Here is a 22,179-nt window from a genome sequence, read left to right as displayed (position 1 = left end):
TAACAGAATCGTTCGTTTGACAACATCATGCCGCATGGAATAGCGTATAACCATCGGTTACATGCTTGGAGGTGGAAATAAACTGGCTACTAAAAAGGAACAACGTTCAGAAGAAACGAAGCAGTCGATTATTGCGGCTGCAGAGAAGCTTTTCGGCGAGCGAGGCTACGAAACGGTCACTATCAGGCAAATTGCCAAAGAAGCCGGCTGCTCGCATACGACGATTTATATTTATTTTCAAGATAAGGAGGCTCTGCTTTATGCTTTGTCGACGCGGCCCTTGGAGCTGCTCAAAACGGGATTGGACATGTTGTCAGGCGATGCCTTCCTGTCCTCGGACGAGAAGCTTCGCCGGCTTAATGAGCAATTTATCCGGTTCTGCCTCGACAATCGAAGCATGTACGGCATTTTATTCGAGTCCAAACAAGCTCGCGTTGATGAATCCGAAATTGAACATGCGATCAACCGGATGCGGCAGTACTTGTTCCATATCATCTCGCGTCTGTTGGGTACCTATTTAAATGTGCCTGAGGGCGACGAACTGCTTGCCCGTTCCCGTATTTATTTCTTTATGCTGCGCGGGATCGTGGGGACCTATACCCAATCAGAAGAAAGCACGGATTCGATTATGGCGCGTCTCTCTCCGACCTTCCATGCCGCCTTTGAGGCGCTGTTGCTCGGATTCGATAGACAGCTCCATGATCGGAACAAGTAATGGCGCATCTGTTAGCATCCGCCTTACATATATCCGACTTCTTCTGGATCAAACAACATGCTGTTCGGAATTCTTTCTTGCAGCTTGGAGGCCGTAGTTGTGTTTCCAACGCCAAATGTGCCATTAATCATAATAAACATACGAATGGTTAACCTCTTTTCTTCGCCCATTCCGTCGCTTTTAAGATCATTTCATCAAGAAACGATTCCTTACCTGTCTGATACCTATGAACATCATGAGGGAACTGCCCGGCAAGCTTTAATTTCAGCTCCCCGTATGCCCTTGCATCATCTGGATGCGCAATCATATATTGCTTAAAAGCTAAATGAATGTCTATTCTTTCATCTGCAATCTGATGGCAATGGACATGATGCGTTCTTTGCTGGCCGCCTTTTATAAAGTAGCGCCTTCCAGTCATGCCGTTTTCGCCTCTTGGCGTGTAACCGAAGGATTCCATCTGATCGTTGTACGCATCAAGTTTATGAACGTTCTTGACGACAACCAAAATATCGATGATTGGTTTAGCAAACCCGATTTGCTTGACTGAAGTGCTTCCGATGTGGTGGATCTCGATCATTTCTTCTTCCAGTACCGATGCAAGGATATGTGCTTCGGTTTGATATAATTCATTCCAGTTTTCCGTCCAAGGCATGATTTCCGCTTTGCGCAAGGCTCACCCTCCCTTTTTTAATTACGTCTAACATCATTATAAGTCAAAAAAATACTCTCTTCTATTTGCTAGACAACGCAAAATAAAAGAGAGTATTTTTTCATTCTATAGTGGCTAGGTAGCGGAATATCAATGCCCTCAACGCCGTAAACCATTATGTATCAAGGCTTCCGAGCGATTGACAACATTAATGATGTTTGGCCTATTCCCACTCGATCGTAGCTTGCGGTATCGAAGTCACCTCATAGATGATTTGGTTAACGTGCCTATTACCCATCGATAAACTGTACCGTCAATAAGAACCGCTTAAGCATCGCGGCCGCTTCAGCCCGGGTTGCATTTGCTTGCGGCTCGAAGCGTCCGTCCGCCGTGCCCTGCACGATACCTTCTTCAGCGATTCGCTCAATGGCTGCGCGCGCCCACGACGAGATACGGCTCGCATCAGCGAAGTCGACAGACCCGGACAAAGCGGCAGACTCGCTATTCCGCCCCTCTGCCAGCGCTAACGCATTGTCCAGCATGACTGCCATCTGCTCGCGCGTCACCGTGCCGTTCGGATCGAAGTGGTCCGCATCCAGCCCCTGCGCCAATCCGGCCTTCACGCCAGCTGCTATCTCTGGCAAGTACCAAGCGGACGAAGGCACATCCACGAAGCTTAAAGCCGAAGGATCTGCATCCGTTCTTATGCCAAGCGCACGCACGAGCAGCGTGAGGAATTCTGCCCGTTTGACGGTGCCCCCAGGCAAGAACTTCGTATCCGATACGCCCTGCACGATCAGCTTCGACGCAAGCAGCTCCACATCTTCCTTCGCCCAGTGGCCATTCAGGTCGCCGAACGAACGCTTTGTCGTCTCCATGATGGCATAGATGCTGTTATGCGGGGTCCTCATGGACATTTGTTGCTTATCGTCGCTTCTCGTCCCCAATACGGCCGGTACAAAGGAAAACGACGGAACGCTTGGATCATATACGACAGCGGTATAGCGCTTGCCCGGCTCAATCGATTTCATGACGATAGCCCGAGCCATGTACGTGCCGCCGAAATCCGTCACTTCGACCGAGCGGCCGCCGGCCGTCACCATAATGCGATAATCGACCGCTTGACCGACCAGCTTCATTCCTTTCGTGCCGGCCTGCCTCTCCAGTTCTGTCTTGGCCGATCCGACAACTTGCGACGTCATAATGCTTACCTTTATATCTTTCAAATCTACGCCTAGCCGGGCTGCCAGATCAGCCAGATCCAACACGTTAACCTGCAGCATGAAGCTGGAGTCGTTCAGTCGTACCTCGTACTGCAAGTTCGGGTAAGCGGCGAGCTGCTCACCGAGTCGATCGGCCGGGAAGTATACATTTACCTCACGTTCCGTGTCGTCGATCACCAACGTCACGGTCGGCTTGCCTGCGTTTTTCAAATGCTCCAAAATCTGGTCCATCAACAGGTCTGTCAGCTCGAACTTCTCCGTCAAGGTTCCGTCCGGCAGTGTCTCCTTCTTGATGTCCGAATCGGCGACACGGACCAATACGCCGCCGTCCGGCGACAATTCGACCGTCGTGCCGGAATTAGACGGCGTGCTGACCGGAATAATGGAAGCGATCGTAATGACCGCTGCGGACTCGTTGCCAGCGGCATCCTGGGCATATACGGTATAGTCTCCGTTCGTCTGCACCGTGAACGCCTTCGGCACGATAATCGACGTGCCGGCTGCTCCTCCCGCGAAATCGGCGACGTCATGCACTCCCATCAGCCAGTTCAGCTGCACGAGCGAATTCCCCGCTGCCGCTTCGCCGTATACCGCCGCCGTCACCGTCACATCAGCCGACGTGCGCGGCGTGCCAGCCGCGCTCAGCTCAAGCGCCGGCGCCTTCCCGATCAGCCGAATGCCACTCGTCTCGGGTACGCCGAAACTCGCCAGCGCATCCGCGCCGCCCGCGACGAGCGTGACGGCTGCTCCAGCAGGCAGATCAAGCCGGCCTTGGAGTGCGATGCCATCTTCATCCAGCAAGCCTTCGGGCACTACGTATTCGAACCTTAAGCTATTCGTCGTTACGTCCGTTCCCCCCGTATACGCAGCGTACGCGGTATCCGCTACGGAATTGGCTCCGAGCGCAAGCGCCAGCCGCGGTATCCCAGCGACGTTCACCTCGTCGCGATACGTCAATGTGAACGAGAGTGTGTCTCCCACGCCGTACAAGCCTGCGCCTGGCACATTCAAGACGACGCCGACAACGGTCAGCCCGAATGCCGAGATTGCATCGTTCAGCGTCGTCGTTGCCAAATCCAGCTGTGCCTGCGTCTGATTCGTCGCGTCGTCCAATATCGCCTGCGCCTCATTGATCGCCGTTTGGAGCACGCCTCGAACGCTCTCGGACGCCTGTCCGAGTTCCGCTCCCTCCGGATGATCCTTCAATGCCTGCTCCGCAGTCGCGATCACAGTATCCAGCGTCGCTGCATCGCCCGCTACGCTCACCGCTTCGTTAAACGTCGCGATCGCGCCGTTCAGGGTAATCGTCGCCGCGTCCAGTTGCGCCTGCGATCGGTGAGATGCGTCTTCCGATACATCCTGTGCTGCGTCAATCGCTGATTGCAGCGCATTTCGCGCAGTCTCGGGCGCTTGCCCCACGTTCGTTCCTTCCGGATGGCCCGTCAACGTCTGTTCCGCCGTCGCGATCGCAGCATCCAGCACCGCTGGATCGCCCGCTACGATCACCGCTTCGTTAAACGTCGTGAGCGCTTCGTTCAGCGTTGTCGTCGCTGTATCCAGTTGCGCTTGCGTATGATTTGTTGCATCATCCAAGACGTCTTGCGCCTCGCCGATCGCCAATTGCAGCGCATCCCGCGTGCTCTTGGACGCTTGTCCGAATCCCGTTCCTTCCGGATGATCCGCCAACGTCTGTTCCGCCGTCGTGATTGCAGCATCCAGCACCGCTGGATCGCCCGCTACGATCACAGCTTCATTAAACGTCGCGATCGCTCCGTTCAGCGTTGTCGTCGCCGTATTCAGTTGCGCCTGCGTTTGATTCGTTGCGTCATCCGAGACATCCTGCGCCGCGTCGATCGCCGTTTGCAGCAAGTCCCGCGCGCTCTCGGACGCTTGCCCGACGTCCGTCCCCTCGAGATGGTTCTCCAGCGCCTGCTCCGCCGTCGCGATCGCAGCATCCAGCGTCGCTGCATCGCCCGCTACGATCACAGCTTCGATAAACGTCGCGATCGCTCTGTTCAGCGTCGTCGTTACCGCGTCCAATTGCGCCTGCGTTCGATGCTCCGCATCATCCTCAACCAATTGCGATGCGTCGATCGCCGATTGCAGCGTGTTCCTCGCGCTCGCGGAAGCTTGTCCGACGCTCGTCCCTGCCGGATGGTACGTCAGCACCTGCTCCGCCGTCAAGATCGCAGCATTCAGCGACGACGGGTCGCCAGCTTGCAGAATGTTGGTTACCTCAATTGTCTTAACAACCTCGTTGCCTGCCGCATCTTTCGCATAGACCGTATAAATCCCATTGCTCGCCGCATCAAACTTCAAGGGTGTTGTGATAACAGTCCCCGCGCTCGCGAAGTTGGACACGGTCTTGCTCCCGGCCTGCCACTTCAAGAGACTGAGCGAATTGCCGCTGCCGTTGATTGAAGCGGCCACGGCAACAGTCACCGGATCGAAAGTGTCGCTCGTCGTCAAAGGGGTTAACGTCAGGCCGGGGGCTTCCGGCATGTCCACTTGGTGGGAGACACTCGCAGAGCTTGCCGCCACATAGTGACTATCTCCTTGATAACTAACTGACAATGTATGCAATCGTACAGCCAATGAAATTACCGTATAGGTAGCTGTTCCGCCAGTAAGCGAAGCGCTTCCCAGAAGGGTGGCACCATCCATGAATTGGACCGTTCCGGTCGGCGTCTCCAAACCGCCGGCTACCGTCGCCGTCAACGTGACCGACTGCAGCTTCGTCGAAGATGACGCCGGTGATACGCTAAGCGTTGCCCCAGGCACAAACTTTAGTCGAGTCGGCACACTAGCCGCGTCGAAGCCCCACGCCCAGATTCGACCGTTAGTATCGATCGCGAACGACTTGTTGACACCGGCGTAGACCGACACGAAGTCGACCGGATTGCCGTTGTTGTCCTTTACGGCCAGCTTCTTCGGCAATCCGTTATTGGTCGTTCCGTCGCCCAATTGCCCATTGGCATTAGATCCCCAGCTCCAGATATCGCCGGTCGTATCCACAGTCAGCACATACTGGTCGCCGGCGGACAAAGACTTAAATTTTGCAGACACAGCACCGTCCTTTAGATCGCGAAGCGTCGGCGTGGCCGTGCCCGCAGCTCCCGAGGCTCCCCCATCTCCCAATTGACCGGAGTTGTTATTGCCCCATGTCCAGATATGGCCATCCGAATCCAGTGCGGTATGTAGAATGTAATTCGTGAGGACGTTGCCGCCATCTCCACCGTTACCGGTGGAGATCGCCTTGAACTGATACGGCACCGAGCTGCCGTCCACCAGATCGAACTTCACCGTATTCGGGACGATAGTTAAGAGATTCCAGATCCGGTCGGATGTGTCGAGCGCGATTGCGGCCTGGTTACCGGCCGTTAGCCCCTTGAAGGAGACGGCGCTAACTCCGTCCGTAATAATCTGCTTCACCGGCGTATCGCTCATATGGATCCCCCAGCCCCAGATCGAGCCGTGACTGTCGATGGCAAACCCATTCCAGTACCCCGCAGCGATCGCTGTAAATGTGACGTCCTCCGCCCCGTCCAATACGGGAAGCTTGGTCCAGGCTGTCGCATCGGATCGGCCGGCTCCGTTACCCTGGGCGCCATTACTGTCTTCCCCGGTCATCCACAAGTGACCGGTGGTATCGAGCGCCATCGAGGTCAGCCGTTGTGTTTTCACTTCCCGGAACGTTACGGGAGTTGCACCCTCCATAACATCAATGCGCTTGGGCGTGACGGAACTATCGGTCGTTCCGTCGCCAAACGTGCCTTCGTTTCTGCCCCAAGCCCAAATATGCCCAGCATCGTCGAGCGCGAGCGTCGCAAAAATTCCCGAAGACACGCTCTTGAACGTCAATCCCGTTGCCGCATTCGCCTTCGGAGGCACGAGTAGCGGCCCAACTACTAAAAGAAATACTAACAGTGCGAGCAATGATTTTTTCAATGATTTTTTCAATTCTATCTCCCTCTCTGGTATGTTTTATAAATTTAATATTTATATAACTAAATGTACAACATCCCTCTGAAAGAATTATGAAAGAAAGAGAGAATGCGCACGTAAAGTCCAGAATCGGTTCCTTGATTGTGGTCAAAAAAATACTCTCTTCTAATTGCGAAACAACGCAAATAAAAGAGAGTAATTTTTCATTCTATAGTGGCTGGGTAGCGGAATATCAATACCCTCAACGCCGTAAACCCTTATGTATCAAGGCTTCCGAGCGAGTGACGACATTAATTAATTCCAGCCTATTCCCACTCGATTGTAGCTGGCGGTTTCGACGTTACGTCATAGACGATACGGTTAACGTTGTCTACTTCGTTAACGATACGAACGGATATTTTTTCGAGCACATCCCAAGGAATACGCGCCCAGTCTGCCGTCATTCCGTCGATCGAAGTAACCGCGCGGATACCGACCGTGTACGAGTACGTACGGGCATCACCCATTACGCCTACGCTCTTCATGTTCGGAAGCGCAGTGAAGTATTGCCAAATTTCACGGTCAAGGCCTGCTTTGGCGATCTCGTCACGCAGAATAGCATCGGATTCACGCACGATATGAAGCTTATCCTCTGTCACTTCGCCTAGAACGCGGATCGCAAGACCTGGACCCGGGAATGGCTGGCGCCATACGATTGCTTCAGGCAAGCCGCACTCTTCGCCGACTTTGCGAACCTCGTCTTTGAACAACGCTTTAAGCGGCTCGATCAGCTTGAACTTAATGTCATCCGGCAAGCCGCCGACATTGTGGTGCGATTTGATCGTTTGCGCCGTAGCCGTGCCGCTCTCGACGATATCCGTATAAAGCGTGCCTTGCGCCAAAAATTCAAAGTCGTCGAGCTTGTCCGACTCTTCTTGGAATACGTAAATAAATTCGTTGCCGATGATTTTACGTTTTTGCTCTGGATCCTCTACGCCTCTAAGCTTGCCGAGGAAACGCTCCTGCGCATCGATCTTAAGCACCTTCATGTCGAATTTGCCGACGAAGGTTTCCATAACGCCTTCCGCTTCGCCTTTGCGCAGCATGCCATGGTCAATAAACATACAAGTCAGCTGATCGCCGATCGCTTTGTGGAGAAGGATCGCTACAACGGAGGAATCTACGCCGCCGGAAAGCGCGCATAGCACCTTTTTGTCGCCAACCTCGTTGCGAATATCGCGGATTGCGTCCTCAATGAAGGACTCCATCGTCCATGTGCCATCGCAATCACAAATGTTATATAGGAAATTACGGATCATTTCATTGCCGAACTCCGAGTGGCGAACCTCAGGGTGGAATTGAACTGCATAAAATTGACGTTCTTTATTGCTCATAGCCGCAACCGGAGCATGCTCCGTGCTTGCATCTACTTCAAATCCTGCAGGCAATTCTACGACGTGGTCGCCGTGGCTCATCCAAACCGTTTGAACCTTATCAAGGCCAAATCCGATTTGGGAACCTTCAATAAATTCAACCTCAGCTTTGCCATACTCGCGTTTGCCCGCGCGCTCAACTTTACCCTCAAGCTGATGGGACATAAGCTGCATGCCGTAGCAGATGCCAAAAATCGGAATGTTCAAATCATAAATCGCCGGGTCCACCATAGGTGAATTTTCTTCATAAACGCTAGCCGGTCCTCCCGAGAATACAATGCCCTTCGGCTGTAATTCACGGATCCGTTCTACCGACGTGTTGTAAGGCAGCAGCTCGCTGTATACGCCTAAATCGCGAATACGGCGCGCAATCAGCTGATTGTATTGGCCTCCAAAATCGAGAACAACAATGATTTCATTTTGCTTAGTCATTACCGAGCCTCCCTCAAATTATGTAGTAATTATATATAAGGCGGTTTAAGCGAGTCAAGGCGAAACAACGTGACAATTCGTAGAAGAAGTCGATTCCTCGCAGTTACAGCCTAGAATCTGACAAAATACGCGGCGCCGCTGCTCATGAACGAACAGCGGCATGCAGCCATTATTTTTTAACACATGAGCCTTTTGGTATTCCGCCGCAACTGAATGGAAGTACCGCGTGCGATCCAATTGAAATCGCAACTTCAAAAAGCGATTTATCCAGGTGCCCCCTGTCAAACAGACATAGGCCCCATTCGGGACCTTGTCGGTAAGAGCAGCAGCCTATTCCTATTCCTATTCCTTTCATCGGGCGCTTCTTTTGTGGTCATTGGATATTTCATACGCGAAGCATGAAAGGTTCTTCCACAAATATGATTCTTGCTGCGTACCACGCGCTAGCGATTCATCCCACGCATGGGTTCACACTATTTTGGTAGGCGATTTCATGTTCTCCGCGCGTTTCGATTTGTGAATCGGCCGCTTGTCCAGCACGCGAAGCACCGTGCGCAGCGCGGCTGGCGTCGGTGCGCTAATCCATGGCCCCGGCGCGGCAAAATGCGCTTCCTCCATCCAGCGGGTCAGCTGGCGGAGCGCATCCTGCTGCTCAGCAGGGAGCGCGGGCGCAGCCGCCAGCGCGTATTCGCGCGCCGTCAGGCCAGGCGCGCGCTCGCCGAAACGGCGATACAGCAGCGGCGCCAAGTGATCGGCGACGCTAATAAAGCTGGCGCGCACGAGCCCATCGGCATCATGCGGCGACGCCCTGCCCTTCCGCGGCGCAAGCTCCGCCGCAGCGGCAGCCCTGCCCGTCACAGGTTCATGTGACGGGTAGGGCGCGGCTCCGCCGGCGAGCTTCGCGATGCCGGCGTAAGCCGCGCCGTAGCGGCGCAGCGCCAGCGAAAGGCGAAGCCGCTGGCGCTGTGCCGCAGCAATGGCCGCGGCCGCGAGCGCCAGCGCGGCCGCGCCTGCGGCTGCAGCAGCGGCTGGCGATGCCGCCGCTGCTCGGTGCGCTGCCTGCGATAGGGCATCTGCCCCGATCGCGGCCGCTGCCTCAGCCCATGCGGCGAAGCTAGCTAGGCTCGCCTCGCTGTTTCCGGCAGCATCGCTCGCGATTGCCGCTCCCGTAGCGCCCATTGCCGGAGCAGCAAGCGCACCGCCAGTCGGAGCCGCGGAGGCAACGCTCAATACGCCGCTGAATCCGGGGGTAGGATCAAAGGGCACCCAGCCTGCGCCTGGGAAATACACTTCGACCCATGCATGCGCATCCGAGCCCTTCACTTCGTAATCGGTCAGCTCGGCGCCTATTGCATTGCCGCTTCCATCAGCTTGCGCGCGGGCTCCTAAAGTATCCAGCGCATCATCCCCTGCAAGCTCCTTGCTGCCATCTATTCCTGCGGACCGATCGGACACTGCCGTTCCGGACGTGAACCCTTTTACCCATCTCGCCGGAATCCCTTGCGAACGAAGCAGCACGACCATCGCGGTCGAGAAATGCACGCAATAGCCTTGACGCTGGTCGAACAAAAAGTTGTCGACGAAATCGCTGCCCTCGGGAGGCTGCGAGCTGCCGTCAAGCGTATAGGTGTAGCTTGCTTTCAAAAAATCCTCAATCGCTTTCACTTGGTCGTAGCGGCTCGTTACGCCGCCTCCAGCTATCTCGGCAGCTAAAGCCGTAACGCGGCTGGGAAGCGACGATGGCAGCTGCAGGTATGGCTCCAGCTCCGTCGTTAGCTCCGCTTCCTCTAGAGACGCATTTCCTTCCGCTGACTCCCTGCTTCCATCTGAAGCCATGCTTGGTTCACGGCTAAGCGTGCGCAATTGCGTGCCGTCCGTAACGGGCAGCATGCTTTCCACCGTAAAGCGTTCTACCTTGGTCTTGTCCGATTGCGCAAACATGGAGCTGCTGTCGGCATTGTGGACGTAGCTGCCCAGCTTGCGGCGCGGATCGGCTGCGATAAGCTCGGTTACATGTCCTTGCAATCCCGAGGCGAACAGCGGCATGCCTGCCGCCGGCTCCGTCCACACGACCGATTGCCGGATGACGGGTCCTTGCAGCATGCCGCCTTCTTGTATCGCGGCTTCGGAGGATGCGGTTTTACCCGTTTCCTTTATAGGCTGCAGCACGGGAGTTCCGGCGCTATCCACCCAGCCGCGTCCGTCATATACTTGCTTGGTCTCGCCGCGCCAATACGCTTCTGCAGGCGAGCTGCCTATAAAAATAACCCGCTCGTCCTTCTTCACCGGCGCGCCAAGCTGGCTGTCATCGAAGCCGTAGCCGGTAAAGGCTCCGCCTAATTGGCCGAAGCCCGATTGGCTAAGCGTTGTTACCGCCCCCTGCTGGGTTCCCAAAGACCGGACGGTTTCTTCCAAGCGTTCGTTAAGTGAAGCCGTCCAGCTCGGAGCAGGCATGTCCGACTCGCGTCCTCCGGCAAACAGCAAGCCGAAGCCTACGACCATCAAGACGACGAACGCGGACCCGGACAGCCAGCGCATATCCAGCTCCTTCAGCTTGCTTGTGCCTGTGTCAATCATGCGCTGCACGCGCGGCACGGCGACGACTGCGCCAAGCAACAGCCCTTCGGCCACCGCTCGCATTAATCCCCCCATGACCTCAAAGCCCAGCCAGACATGGAGCGTAATTAAATAGATTAACGTCACGGCGGCTAAACCCAGCGCTGTCTGGCGCATCCATAACAACGCCTGCAGCGCGGGGGCCAGCATCGCCCAGCCAATAAACAGCAGCAGTGTCCGCAGCTCGCTCGACATCGCCCATAAGCCGCTTTGTCCCATCAGCAGCAGATGCTCCTTCAGCATCGCAGGAAAGCCAAGCAGCCATTGCAGCTCGCTTTGATCCGCGCTTTTATAAAGCCACATTAGGCTCAATAAGCACAGCACTGCATTCATCGAGAGCGTAATCGCGGCCGGCAGGCGGAACAAGCCGGACAACATCGCGAATCCGATCACGAGCAGCAGCGGACCCGGATTGTAAATAGCCGACCATTCTCCGGCGTTAACCCATGGCAGCAGCCACTCCGCGAATAAGCCGTACAGCAGCAGGCTCGTAACCAGCCGGAATCCAAAGGATTCCTCCGGCACGTCACGCCGCATTAGCTTGCGGTCCTCGCTTATCGGCTTAGCCGTTCTTTCGGCAACGCCGCTTTTATGCATACTCATGCGCATCGCCCCCTTCCGCTGCGTACGGCTGCGCGGACATGCTCGCAGGGACAGGCAGCCACGTCAATTTGACGCCGCCGCTCTCCAGCCATTTGTGCTGCTCGCGCATCGCAAAGGTGGGGACGTTATTCCTCGTCACGATAAACAGCTCAAGCCTGCAGCCTTGTTCTGCCGCGTAGCCCGCGAGCTCGCCCCAGCTGCGTCCGCCGCGCCAATCCGCGGTGAAAACAAGAATCGTACTGCCGCGAGTAAGCAAATGGGAGCCGCGATTCAAGCTTCGCGCCAGCGAGCCCTTGCCTTCCGCCCGAAGAAGAGCCATCGCATGCAGCATGCCGGATACGCCCTGCTGCGTCCCGCCCTGATAAGGCAATCGCATGGCCTGGCTACCTTCTCCAAGCAAGAGCATTACACCGTTGCCGAGCGCAGCTGCATTCGCGAGAGCTAGCGCTGCCCAGCCTACGCATGCGTCAAACAGCCGATCGTCCGCATCGTAAGCCGTTGCCATCGTATCTACCGCAATGCAGGTTTGAACGGGCTGCTCAAGCGAATGCACCTTGGTCTGCAAGCCGCGTCCTTTGGCAGCGCTCCGCCAGTCCACATGGCGCAGCGAGTCTCCTTGCCGGAATGGACGGAAGTCCGGCCCTAGTCCGGCTGCGCGAACCGCTGCCTCGATTTCTTCTCTACCCGCTTCGCCGCGTAAATCCTGCGACCCTCCCTTCAGGGAAGACGGTACGGCATATAAGCCCCCGCCCTCCGGGCGGTCTGGACTATTCGGGCTAGCTGCATGCGCAAGGCCTGGCAGAACGATGAATTCCGATCTGCAATCGAGCTGCCTGCTGATTGCCGTTAAGCCGAGCCAATCGCCTACCGTAACTACGGCATGCTGATAGGGATGCCGGCCGCGCCGCAGCTGATGAAGCGTATACAGGTAGGTTGTCTCCTTGCTCCACACGGGAGTGAACACCGCATGTATGCCGATTTTCCGATTCAAAGCCGAACTCTCGTTCAAGGTTTCTTCATGGATGGCGATCCATACAAACGGTACGGGAATCGCCCGCTTTAACGTGAAGCGAATAGCCAGCTGCCCGCCTTCACGGATCGATTCCTGCGACAAATCCCGAATTGCGCTCAAGCGCGCGGCAGCCAGAAGCGGAGCCAAGCCGCTCACGACAATAATCATGCTCAGCACCGCCGCCATAAACCATTCTACGGCGCCGCCTCTCAGAACAACCGCTGCCAAGCTCCCCGCCCATGCCGCAGCTATGATGGCCCATGCGAACCATCTGGTACGGTATGCTGCGGGCTGATGCGCTTTTGGCACTTGCTTATCGCCTTCAAGCTTCCCCTTCTGTTTTTCTGCATGCGGCGTTATGCCATCGATATCGCCTATCTGCTGATCCACGATCTGCAATACGTCATCTTGATGCGGTGCATTCATCGGCGCTTCCCGCTTCCAGCCGCTGCGGGCATCGGGCAATCGCGAATCGTTCGTTTAATAACCGCCGCCGCGTCCTCACCCATGGAAGCCGCGCTGAAGCGCAGCGACAGCCGGTGCGGGAGTACCGCTTCGGCAGTGGCAAGCAGATCATCGGGCACCGCATAACCCCGGCCTTCCATGTAGGCATTGGCTTGGGATGCCCGCAGCCAGTCACGGAGTGCGCGCGGGCTTAACCCCAGCACCACCTCGGGCGCCCGTCTTGTCGCATCCGCGACTTGCACCATATATTCAAGCAGCGCCGGATGCATATGCGTCTGCCTTGCTTCTGCTTGCATTTGGAGCCATTCCTCCGTCGCAATGACCGGCCGCAGGCGATCCGGCTCAATCCGGTTGCCATCCGCATACTGCTCCAGCATCCGCTTCTCCTCCGAATAGCCGGGATAGCCGATCGTTAGCCGCATCATGAAACGGTCCAACTGCGCCTCCGGCAGCGTATTCGTGCCCTCGAAGCTGAGCGGATTCTGGGTCGCGATCAGCATAAAGGGCACCGGAAGCTTACGGGTCTTGCCTTCAACCGTTACGCGCCGCTCCTCCATGGCCTCAAGCAGAGCAGACTGCGTGCGAGGCGATGTGCGGTTGATCTCGTCGGCAAGCACCACATTGCCCATTATGGGACCCGGACGGTAGACAAGCTCGCTCGAGCGGGCGTCCAGCACGACACCGCCCACGATGTCTGCAGGCAACATGTCTGAGGTGAATTGTATTCTTTTGAAATCGCCGCCTACCGCTCTGGCAAAAGCTTGCGCCAGCAGCGTTTTGCCTACGCCCGGCACGTCCTCCAGCAGAACGTGTCCGCCTGCCAGCAGCGCCGTCAACGTGTTCCGAATGACCTGCTGTTTGCCGAGCAGCACGCTCTCTACCTTAACTAGCAATCGATGCAGCAGCACCTGCGGCGCTTCCGGCCAATGGCTATATCGGTCCTCTTTCGCATCTTCAGAAAATTGGGGAGAAATCATCGTATAATTCGCCTCCTGAAAAATAAATCTATCTATTTTTCAGTTTCTCCAGCTTTCTCTATCTTTAGACCTGCTAGAGGGCGATTCTGTTAATCCGTCACCCATATTTCACGCTGGTTGTCGTTATATACATACTTCGCGATTCCGATCCCGAATGTCTGGAGCGTTGCCCTAACAGGGACAATCAGATTCGCTCCAATGTCAGAGGCTTTTGTTTCCTTGCTTTTTAGCTTAAGCACCGGATTGCCCTCGTATGCAACAACCAGCTGCCCTTGCTCCGGATCCAGCTCCAAGCTGCCCCCGAGCCATTCCGCCAGCTTTCGCAGCGACACCTCTATCGTTCCTCCAATCAGGCGGTATTCGCCCGCTTCGAGCACGAGACTCCCCTCTCCGCGGTGTATAGTAAGCTTCTGCACCTCGGGCTTCGCTTGTGCCTTGTTGCCCTTTCTGTCAAGCTGCTCCGCATACGTTACGAGCTTCGCCACCTCCGTATGCGTGACCGGCTTCCTATTCCATTTGAGCTTGCTTGCTACCTTGAATTGAATGGGCTCGACTTTGTCCGTGATAGAGGCGAACGCGTAACCCTTGCTCTTGTAATAGTGAATAATGGCTGGCAAAGCCTTAACCGACTCTGCATGCCCGGCGCTGTCGTGAAGCAGCACATTTAGCTTGCTTGCCAGCTTCGAGCCTTTAATCGTCGTCAAAATATCCGAAGCAGGAACGTTCTGCTTCTTCGAATCCCCGCTGTCCACGTTCCAATCATGAACCCGGTAGCCGGCTGCCGCCAGCCCATCGAAGTAGCCTTGATCAAAGTTCGTGAACGTCCCGCCCGGTGCGCGAAGCAGCGGCGTTCTGACGCCGGTGGTTTGGTAGATCGCATCATCGGTTTTCATCACCTGCCCGGCAAACGCGGAGAAGCTGCCGTATAACTGCTCGTATTTATGATTAAACGTATGATTGCCGATCGAATGGCCTTCTTCTATGATTCTTTTAGCTAGCAAGGGCTGCTTCAGCACATGCTCGCCAAGCACAAAAAAAGTAGCCGAAATCCCTTCACGCTTCAAAATATCCAGCACAAGCCCTGTATTTTTGCTAGGACCGTCATCGAAAGTCAAATATACGATTTTCTGATTCTCTTCTGCCTTGGCAGCGGCGGCTGGAGCCGCAGGCTTCTCTTGGATAAGCTGCTTCTTCGCGGCATATGCCGCATGGGCTGCCAGGAGCGGCTTTGGTTCATGATAGGAGACGTTTCCCGCCGCGATCGCAGGCAATGGCTCAGACTCGCTTGCCGCATTGTCCTTGAATGCGGCTCCCCCTTCAAAGCCAAGCAAGACAAACCAAACCATCCAAGCACAAATTGAAATCCGCAACACACGACGCATGCCCTCTGCCACCCTTCTCTACCTATGACCGGAATCTCTCATTCCATTTGATAGAGTATATGAGCCATTGCCGCCGTAAATGACTGCTTCTTCTCACATTCATTGGGGATCTGCCGGCAGCAAAAAACCAGTCATGGCAAATGCTCGCCGTGACTGGTTTTTTTAGAATGAAGCACGAGGCCGTACATTGAATATTTGGTTACAGTTCAAAAAAAAAACCGCCTCCACCCGAAGGGCAGAGACGATTTCCTATTCGCATTCGATTAAAAAGCCGCGACTATCGCGCCTTTATACGTGTCCTCGATATATTTCTTCACTTCCGGCGAACGCAGCGCAGCAGCCAGCTTCTGGATCGCGTCCGAATCCTTATTGTCCGGCCGGGAGACGAGAATGTTGACGTAAGGCGAATCCTTGCCTTCGATAAACAAGGCATCCTCTGTCGGGACAAGATCCGCTTCCAGCGCGTAGTTCGTGTTGATGAGCGCGAGATCAACCTCGTCAAGCACGCGCGGCAACGTTGCGGCTTCCACTTCTCTAATTTCAAGCTTCTTCGGATTATCCGTAATATCAGCGACCGTACCGTTTACGCCTACGCCATCCTTCAGCTTGATCAAGCCGTTATCCGCCATTAACGCAAGCGCGCGCCCGCCATTGGACGGGTCGTTCGGGATAACAACCTGTGCCCCATCCTTAAGCTCCTCGGTCTTTTGAACTTTTTTGGAGTAAGCGCCAAAAGGCTCGATATGCACACCTGCAACGTTGACAAGGTCGTACCCTTTGTCTTTGTTGAACTGTTCTAAGTAAGGCGTATGCTGAAAAAAGTTAGCATCGATCTGTTTCTCATATAACTGCGTGTTTGGCTGCACGTAGTCGTTGAACTCAATGATTTCAAGCTCAATGCCCTGCTCCTTGAGCATCGGCTTCACCAGCTCCAACAGCGCCGCATGCGGTACGGGAGATGCCCCTACCTTTAGCTTAACCGTCTCAGATGCTCCCGTTCCCGAACCGTTTGCGTTGTTCTCCTCTGTTTTGTCCGCTCCGCAAGCCGTTAGCGCGAACATTAGCATCAGCGTCAATATCATATAGCTTGTCTTCTTCATGTTGATTCCTCCCATGTTGTTGGTTCATCTAGGTTGCGCGAATGTAATCCTCTTTATTTCCTGCTGTAGCGTCTGACGAGTGCGTCTCCAATCGTCTGCAGCACCTGCACGAGCACGATAAGCAGCACGACGGTGACGAGCATCACATCGGTTTGAAAGCGCTGGTAGCCGTAGCGGAGCGCCAAGTCTCCTAGCCCTCCGCCGCCAATGACGCCCGACATTGCCGTATAGGATACGAGCGTAACGGCTGTAATCGTTACCGCCGCGAGCAAGCTCGGACTCGACTCGCGCAGCAGCACACGGCGCACAATATCCCATTTGGATGCCCCCATAGCTTGGGCTGCTTCGATTACCCCCCGGTCCACCTCGCGCAGCGATGTTTCCACCAGCCTCGCGAAAAAAGGCGTTGCTGCTACGACAAGCGGCGGTATAGAGCCCTCAACGCCCAGCGTAGTTCCCGTAATCAGCTTGGTTAGGGGCATAATCATAATCATAAGAATCACGAATGGAACAGAGCGCAATACGTTTACGATGAAAGAAAGCGCGCCGTAAACGATTGGCTGGGAAAGCAACTGCCTGCGTGACGTTAAGAACAAAATAATGCCAAACAGCAGTCCGAAAATAATCGTAAATGCGAGCGAGGCGAACAGCATATAGAGCGTATCCTTCGTCGCGTCCCAAATTTCCGGCAAGCGGACATTCTCGAAGCTCATCATATGGCGTCTACCTCCAGTCCATCCTTGCGCAGAACAGCGATGACCTGTTCGATATCCGCATCGTCACCTATCAGCTCTACGATAAGCTGGCCGTAAGGCGTCTGCTTCATGCGGGATACCGTCCCTTGCAGAATCGCGAATTGCACGGACGTCGTCTTCACTGCATTGTATAGAATCGGTTCATACGTCAAGCTGCCGATGTAGGTCATTCGCAGCAAACGGCCCTTTCGGTGCTGCAGCAGCTGTCCGGCAGCGCTGTTTTCAGCTATTTGATCGACAAATTCGCGAGTGACCGGATGCTCGGGCTTTAAGAAAACCTGCAGCACGTCACCGATCTCTACGATCTCACCTTGGTCGATAACGGCTACGCGATCGCAGATCGCACGAATCACATTCATTTCATGCGTGATCAGCAGGATCGTAATTCCGAGCTTGGCATTGATATCGAGCAGCAGCGACAAAATAGAATTCGTCGTTTGGGGATCAAGCGCCGAAGTCGCCTCGTCGCATAGCAGCACATCGGGGTTATTTGCAAGCGCTCTTGCAATGCCAACGCGCTGCTTCTGCCCGCCTGACAGCTGCGAAGGATATTTGTCAGCATGCCCCTCTAATTGCACGAGCTTAAGCAGCTCATCGACCCGTTTATTCAGCTCCGCCTTTGATTGTTTGGCCAAAGCGAGCGGAAAAGCGATGTTTTCTCTTACGGTTGACATGGACAACAGGTTAAAATGCTGAAAAATCATCCCGATGCGCCTGCGCTCCTGCTGGAGCTGCCTCTCCGTTAACCGCGTAAGCTCTACGTTTCCTACGTGAACCGTACCTGCCGTCGGCTTCTCCAATAGGTTGACGCAGCGCAGCAGCGTGCTTTTGCCGGCACCGGAATGGCCGATAATCCCGAATATTTCACCTTTCTGCACCGTCAAACTTACGTCCTTGACAGCCTCAACCTGGGTACCCCCTGCACGGTACGATTTTTTTATGCCGTTAAGCTGTATCAGTCTCATAACCCCCTATCCGTCAAGCAAAAACATATTGTATAAATGTGACAGCATCCCGTCAACGAATAAAATATTCCAGTTCCCCTATTCCCAGCCAACATGCGGCATTGGCCATGCAAAGGATCTCTTTATTGTTACCAAAGCCCAATTTAATACTCGATTGCCAAGCGTAAACGGCTGAAGCCGTCCTCTGGCGGCTAAGCTTACGTTTCGCGCAGAAATATAGAGAATGTATAGCCTAAGGATATACTTTCCTATATTTTAAGAAGAAACGCTTGACGGCGTCCTTACAACAAGACGCCATCGTTTCGGCGAAACGTATAGAGAAAGGATGAGCAACCCCATATCCTTTCCTATACGTTAAATAAGCAGAAAGCAAAAAGCGTACCCAGCCATCGGCCGAGTACGCTTTTCACTATTATGCTTGGATTGCCGCCGTTTAACCGCTGGCCGCTTCATAAAGCGCTTCGACCGCTTCAAGCACCTGCAGGGCATGCCCTTTGACCCTTATTTTACGCCATTCGCGGACCAGCCTGCCGTTTGCATCAATGAGGAAGGTTGATCGCACGAGCCCCATATACTCCCTGCCGTACAGCTTTTTCAACTGCCATACGCCATAAAGCTCGCATACTGCGTGCTCGGTGTCGGCCAGCAGCAGGAAGGGCAGCTCCTTCTTCGCAATAAAGTTTTGATGCGATTTGACCGTATCGATGCTGATTCCCAAAATGACCGTGTTGCGCTGCAGCATCTCTGCGTTTGCATCGCGGAAGTCGCAGGATTCCTGAATGCACGCGGTAGTCATGTCCTTCGGGTAGAAATAAAGGACGACGTTTTTTCCGCGGTAATCGCTTAATGAAACATTCTCTCCGCTCGACGCAGGCAATTCGAAATTCGGCGCCGGCTCTCCCATTTGAAGCTCTGTCATTGCTAACCCTCCATAAAGCATTCATTTCCGTCTAAACTAACCCGGCGGGCAAGGCCGCAACTAAGATCCCGCTCCACGATAGCGTTTCACGCCGTGATTCCATAGAAAAAGACCAAGCGAGAAAACGATAATGCCCATAACAGGCGTCAACAAAGCAAGCTGAGACAAGTCATCTGCTTTTTTCTCAAGGAAATAGGACGCTGGAATAACGCCAACGAAGGCGAACGGCAGCAGCCAGGTTAATACGAACCGGATCATTTTGTTATAAATATTTACCGGGTAACGCCCATAGTTCTGAATGTTGTACATAAGCGGAACGATTCCCGTCGGCGCATCCGAATAGAACGAAATCGCGCTAAGCGCCGTATATAGCCCTGCATAGATAAGCACCGCTCCCAAGATGAGCAGCAGCATGACAAGCAAGTCAAGCATCTGGAATGGAAGATCAAGCTGAAACCAGCAGAGCACCATAATGACGGCGCCGACGAAGGAGCCGATCAAGGACGGCGGATCAACGTTTTCGAGCAGCACCTGATACAGGCTATGCGCCGGCCTTGTGAGCACGCGGTCCATCTCGCCTTTTACGATATAACGCTCGCTGAAATTCCAAATGCTGAAGAACGTGCTGAACACGCCATACGGGATCATAAAGAATCCGTATACGAATACGACCTCCGCCTCCGACCAGCCGCCGAGCGACGGCGTGTGCTGGAACACAATCAGAATAAAGATGAGATTCATCCCTTGGAACAATAAATCGGATAGTACCTCAATCCAGAAGTCGGCCCGGTAGGTCAGCCGCGTTTTAGCGTAATTTTTAATATATTCCCAAAACAACGAAGCATATCTCATCTCTGTTACCCCCCTTGCACGAACAGCCGTCTGCGGGCAGCCCGCCATGTCAGCCAAATTGGAATCAGCAAGCCTACGAACCAGAGCACTTGAATGCCAAACACGTGCAGCACCTCGCTGCTAGGCGTTCGTCCCGTGAAGACGGAGCTGGGCAAATAAGTGATCGCTTGGAACGGAAGCCACTGCATGACGGCTGACAGCCAGCCAGGGAAGAAGGCAATCGGCACGACAACGCCGGAGAACAAGTCGACCATAACCCGCTTCATCCGCATCATGCCCTCATTGTTTTCCACAAAAAAGGCAAACAGGCCCGTTAATATATTGATCTGCGAGTTAATTAGAAAGCTGAAGAAAAGCATGACCAAGTAGATGAGCCATGTCATGGGATCTGTCGGCAGCGTGACTGGGAAGATTAAGCATACGATAATCATCCCCGGAATCATGAACAGCAGCATGCGGAACAACCCTTCGCCGAAGCCCTGCATCATTTTTACGAACAAATAGGAATAAGGTCTAATAAGCTGAACCGCAACGCTGCCGTCCCTGATTTCATTGGCGATCTCGCGGTCCAAATTGTTGAAGTAAAAGGCCCGTGCCATCCATGACACAGCGACATAGGTCGTCATCTGCGTAACGGTAAAACCGGCAAGAGACTCCTTGTCCCCATAGATCGCCTGCCATAGAAAGTAATAGGCCCCTATGTTAATGGCATAAATAATGATGCCGCTATAATAATTAACGCGGTAAGCCAGCATCATAATGAACCGAATCCGAATAAAATCAATATACGCGCTCATCATGACTAAACCGTCTCCTTGGCGGTTGACGCTGAGCCGGAGGAGTAGATGCTTCGCACGATATCGTCCGTATTCGTTTCGATGATTTTTATGTCGCGTATTTCTACACCGCCAACGACACAAGCAAGGGCATCGGACACGTTAACGGCGTGGGGAAGCCACATTTTGGCCGTAAGCTCATTCTCCATCGACCATGTCACATCAAGCGACTCCGTTAGCTGCCGCAGCTTGGCTAGCTTCGTATGGCCTGCGAATTGGAACTGAATTTCACGGCCTTTGCTCCAACGGTTTTTCAGATCGTCCAATCCCCCATCATAAATGATGCGTCCATCGTCCAGCATGATCACCCGTGAGCACAGCGCTTCAATGTCCTGCAAATCATGAGTGGTCAGCAAAATCGTCGTGCCCTGCTCCCTGTTCATCTGCATCAAGAAATCGCGGATTTCCGTCTTTACGACAATATCCAGGCCAATGGTCGGTTCGTCGAGAAACAGTATGGACGGGTTATGAAGCAGCGATGCAACAAGCTCGCAGCGCATCCGCTGGCCGAGGCTTAGCTTCCGTACAGGCCGGTTGAGCAAGTCGCCAAGCTGCAGCCGTTCCACCAGCTCGTTCAGCCGCTTGCGGAAATCCGCTTCCGATACCCGGTACACCTTGCGCAGCAGCTGGAAGGACTCAATTACGCCAATGTCCCACCATAGCTGGGAACGCTGGCCGAATACGACTCCGATGCCGTTAACGAACTTCTCGCGGTCCTTGAACGGCACATAACCGTTTACCTTAAGCTCGCCGGATGTCGGTACCAGAATGCCCGTAAGCATTTTGATCGTAGTCGACTTGCCTGCGCCATTCTCTCCGATATAACCGCAAATTTCGCCTTGAGGTATTTGAAAAGAAATATCTTTAACCGCCGTGACCTCATTGTACTCGCGTTTGAACAAGTCCTTGAGCGCGCCGGATAAGCCTTCCCGATTTTTCTGAACGCTAAATTGCTTGCGTAAATCCTTTACATCAATGGCTAGCATATGGATCTTATTGCTCCTCTCGCTTCGACATTTCCTAGGAAATACCGATCTTTATTTACCTAAAACGATAAAACTTGCTTATGCATGTCGTTCAGCTTTATAATTTTATGATATGTAATCATACATTAGTTCACGCCTAGCGTAAACGGCTGAAGCTGCCCATTACACTTTAGCATTCGTTCGCTGATAAAATTTAAGCAATGATGAGCTTATCGCTTATCCGTTCTTAATATTTCCGGCGTAACAAGCTCCGCTGACCTTATCACTTGGAAGCGGACCATTCGCTATGCCGTCTTAGCGCATGCTTACATTGAAATTTACCCACTTTGGCTTAC

At 54.0% G+C, this 22,179-nt stretch carries 15 protein-coding genes; 1 reads left to right on the top strand and 14 read right to left on the bottom strand.

What is annotated here, in order from left to right; genetic code table 11:
• Positions 1 to 61: 61 nt before the first annotated feature.
• The gene (locus tag AC0YN3_RS25835; protein ID WP_475777797.1) at positions 62 to 715 is read left to right on the top strand and encodes a TetR/AcrR family transcriptional regulator; all 654 of its coding nucleotides are present in this window, start codon (positions 62 to 64) and stop codon (positions 713 to 715) included.
• A 148-nt stretch (positions 716 to 863) separates the two neighbouring features.
• Here AC0YN3_RS25835 and AC0YN3_RS25830 read toward each other — a convergent pair whose 3' ends face one another.
• The 14 genes from AC0YN3_RS25830 to AC0YN3_RS25765 form a co-directional block, all read right to left on the bottom strand.
• Positions 864 to 1,385, bottom strand: coding sequence for a GrpB family protein (locus tag AC0YN3_RS25830; RefSeq protein ID WP_475777796.1), 522 nt, complete (start codon positions 1,383 to 1,385; stop codon positions 864 to 866).
• A gap of 269 nt (positions 1,386 to 1,654) precedes the next feature.
• Positions 1,655 to 6,547: an S-layer homology domain-containing protein gene (locus tag AC0YN3_RS25825; RefSeq protein WP_475777795.1), complete on the bottom strand. Its 4,893-nt coding sequence runs from the start codon at positions 6,545 to 6,547 to the stop codon at positions 1,655 to 1,657.
• Positions 6,548 to 6,837: 290 nt separating this feature from the next.
• Positions 6,838 to 8,376 (bottom strand): glutamine-hydrolyzing GMP synthase, encoded by a 1,539-nt coding sequence (guaA, locus tag AC0YN3_RS25820; RefSeq protein ID WP_475777794.1) that lies wholly within the window; start codon positions 8,374 to 8,376, stop codon positions 6,838 to 6,840.
• Positions 8,377 to 8,844: 468 nt separating this feature from the next.
• Complete coding sequence (locus AC0YN3_RS25815) at positions 8,845 to 11,595, bottom strand: transglutaminase-like domain-containing protein (RefSeq protein WP_475777793.1); 2,751 nt, start codon at positions 11,593 to 11,595, stop codon at positions 8,845 to 8,847.
• The gene (locus AC0YN3_RS25810; protein ID WP_475777792.1) at positions 11,582 to 13,033 is read right to left on the bottom strand and encodes a DUF58 domain-containing protein; all 1,452 of its coding nucleotides are present in this window, start codon (positions 13,031 to 13,033) and stop codon (positions 11,582 to 11,584) included. The genes AC0YN3_RS25815 and AC0YN3_RS25810 overlap by 14 nt, the downstream gene beginning before the upstream one ends.
• On the bottom strand, positions 13,030 to 14,049 hold the full coding sequence (locus AC0YN3_RS25805) for an AAA family ATPase (protein WP_475777791.1): 1,020 nt from the start codon (positions 14,047 to 14,049) through the stop codon (positions 13,030 to 13,032). Before AC0YN3_RS25805 ends, AC0YN3_RS25810 begins: the two co-directional genes overlap by 4 nt.
• 89 nt (positions 14,050 to 14,138) lie before the next feature.
• Positions 14,139 to 15,431: a polysaccharide deacetylase family protein gene (locus AC0YN3_RS25800; RefSeq protein WP_475777790.1), complete on the bottom strand. Its 1,293-nt coding sequence runs from the start codon at positions 15,429 to 15,431 to the stop codon at positions 14,139 to 14,141.
• A 263-nt stretch (positions 15,432 to 15,694) separates the two neighbouring features.
• Complete coding sequence (locus tag AC0YN3_RS25795; protein ID WP_475777789.1) at positions 15,695 to 16,531, bottom strand: MetQ/NlpA family ABC transporter substrate-binding protein; 837 nt, start codon at positions 16,529 to 16,531, stop codon at positions 15,695 to 15,697.
• A gap of 53 nt (positions 16,532 to 16,584) precedes the next feature.
• On the bottom strand, positions 16,585 to 17,247 hold the full coding sequence (locus AC0YN3_RS25790) for a methionine ABC transporter permease (RefSeq protein WP_475777788.1): 663 nt from the start codon (positions 17,245 to 17,247) through the stop codon (positions 16,585 to 16,587).
• Positions 17,244 to 18,245, bottom strand: a complete 1,002-nt coding sequence (locus AC0YN3_RS25785) for a methionine ABC transporter ATP-binding protein (protein WP_475777856.1) — start codon at positions 18,243 to 18,245, stop codon at positions 17,244 to 17,246. The genes AC0YN3_RS25790 and AC0YN3_RS25785 overlap by 4 nt, the downstream gene beginning before the upstream one ends.
• A 439-nt stretch (positions 18,246 to 18,684) precedes the next feature.
• Positions 18,685 to 19,170 carry a thioredoxin-dependent thiol peroxidase gene (gene bcp, locus AC0YN3_RS25780; protein WP_475777787.1) on the bottom strand — a complete coding sequence of 162 codons (486 nt, stop codon included), beginning with the start codon at positions 19,168 to 19,170 and terminating at the stop codon, positions 18,685 to 18,687.
• Between the two features lie 60 nt (positions 19,171 to 19,230).
• Complete coding sequence (locus AC0YN3_RS25775; RefSeq protein WP_475777786.1) at positions 19,231 to 20,022, bottom strand: ABC transporter permease; 792 nt, start codon at positions 20,020 to 20,022, stop codon at positions 19,231 to 19,233.
• A gap of 5 nt (positions 20,023 to 20,027) precedes the next feature.
• The gene (locus AC0YN3_RS25770; protein ID WP_475777785.1) at positions 20,028 to 20,822 is read right to left on the bottom strand and encodes an ABC transporter permease; all 795 of its coding nucleotides are present in this window, start codon (positions 20,820 to 20,822) and stop codon (positions 20,028 to 20,030) included.
• A gap of 2 nt (positions 20,823 to 20,824) precedes the next feature.
• Positions 20,825 to 21,844: an ABC transporter ATP-binding protein gene (locus tag AC0YN3_RS25765; RefSeq protein ID WP_475777784.1), complete on the bottom strand. Its 1,020-nt coding sequence runs from the start codon at positions 21,842 to 21,844 to the stop codon at positions 20,825 to 20,827.
• Between the last annotated feature and the right edge of the window lie 335 nt (positions 21,845 to 22,179).

The organism is Paenibacillus sp. J22R232, assembly GCF_056269165.1.
This window is presented reverse-complemented; position numbering and strand designations above follow the sequence as displayed.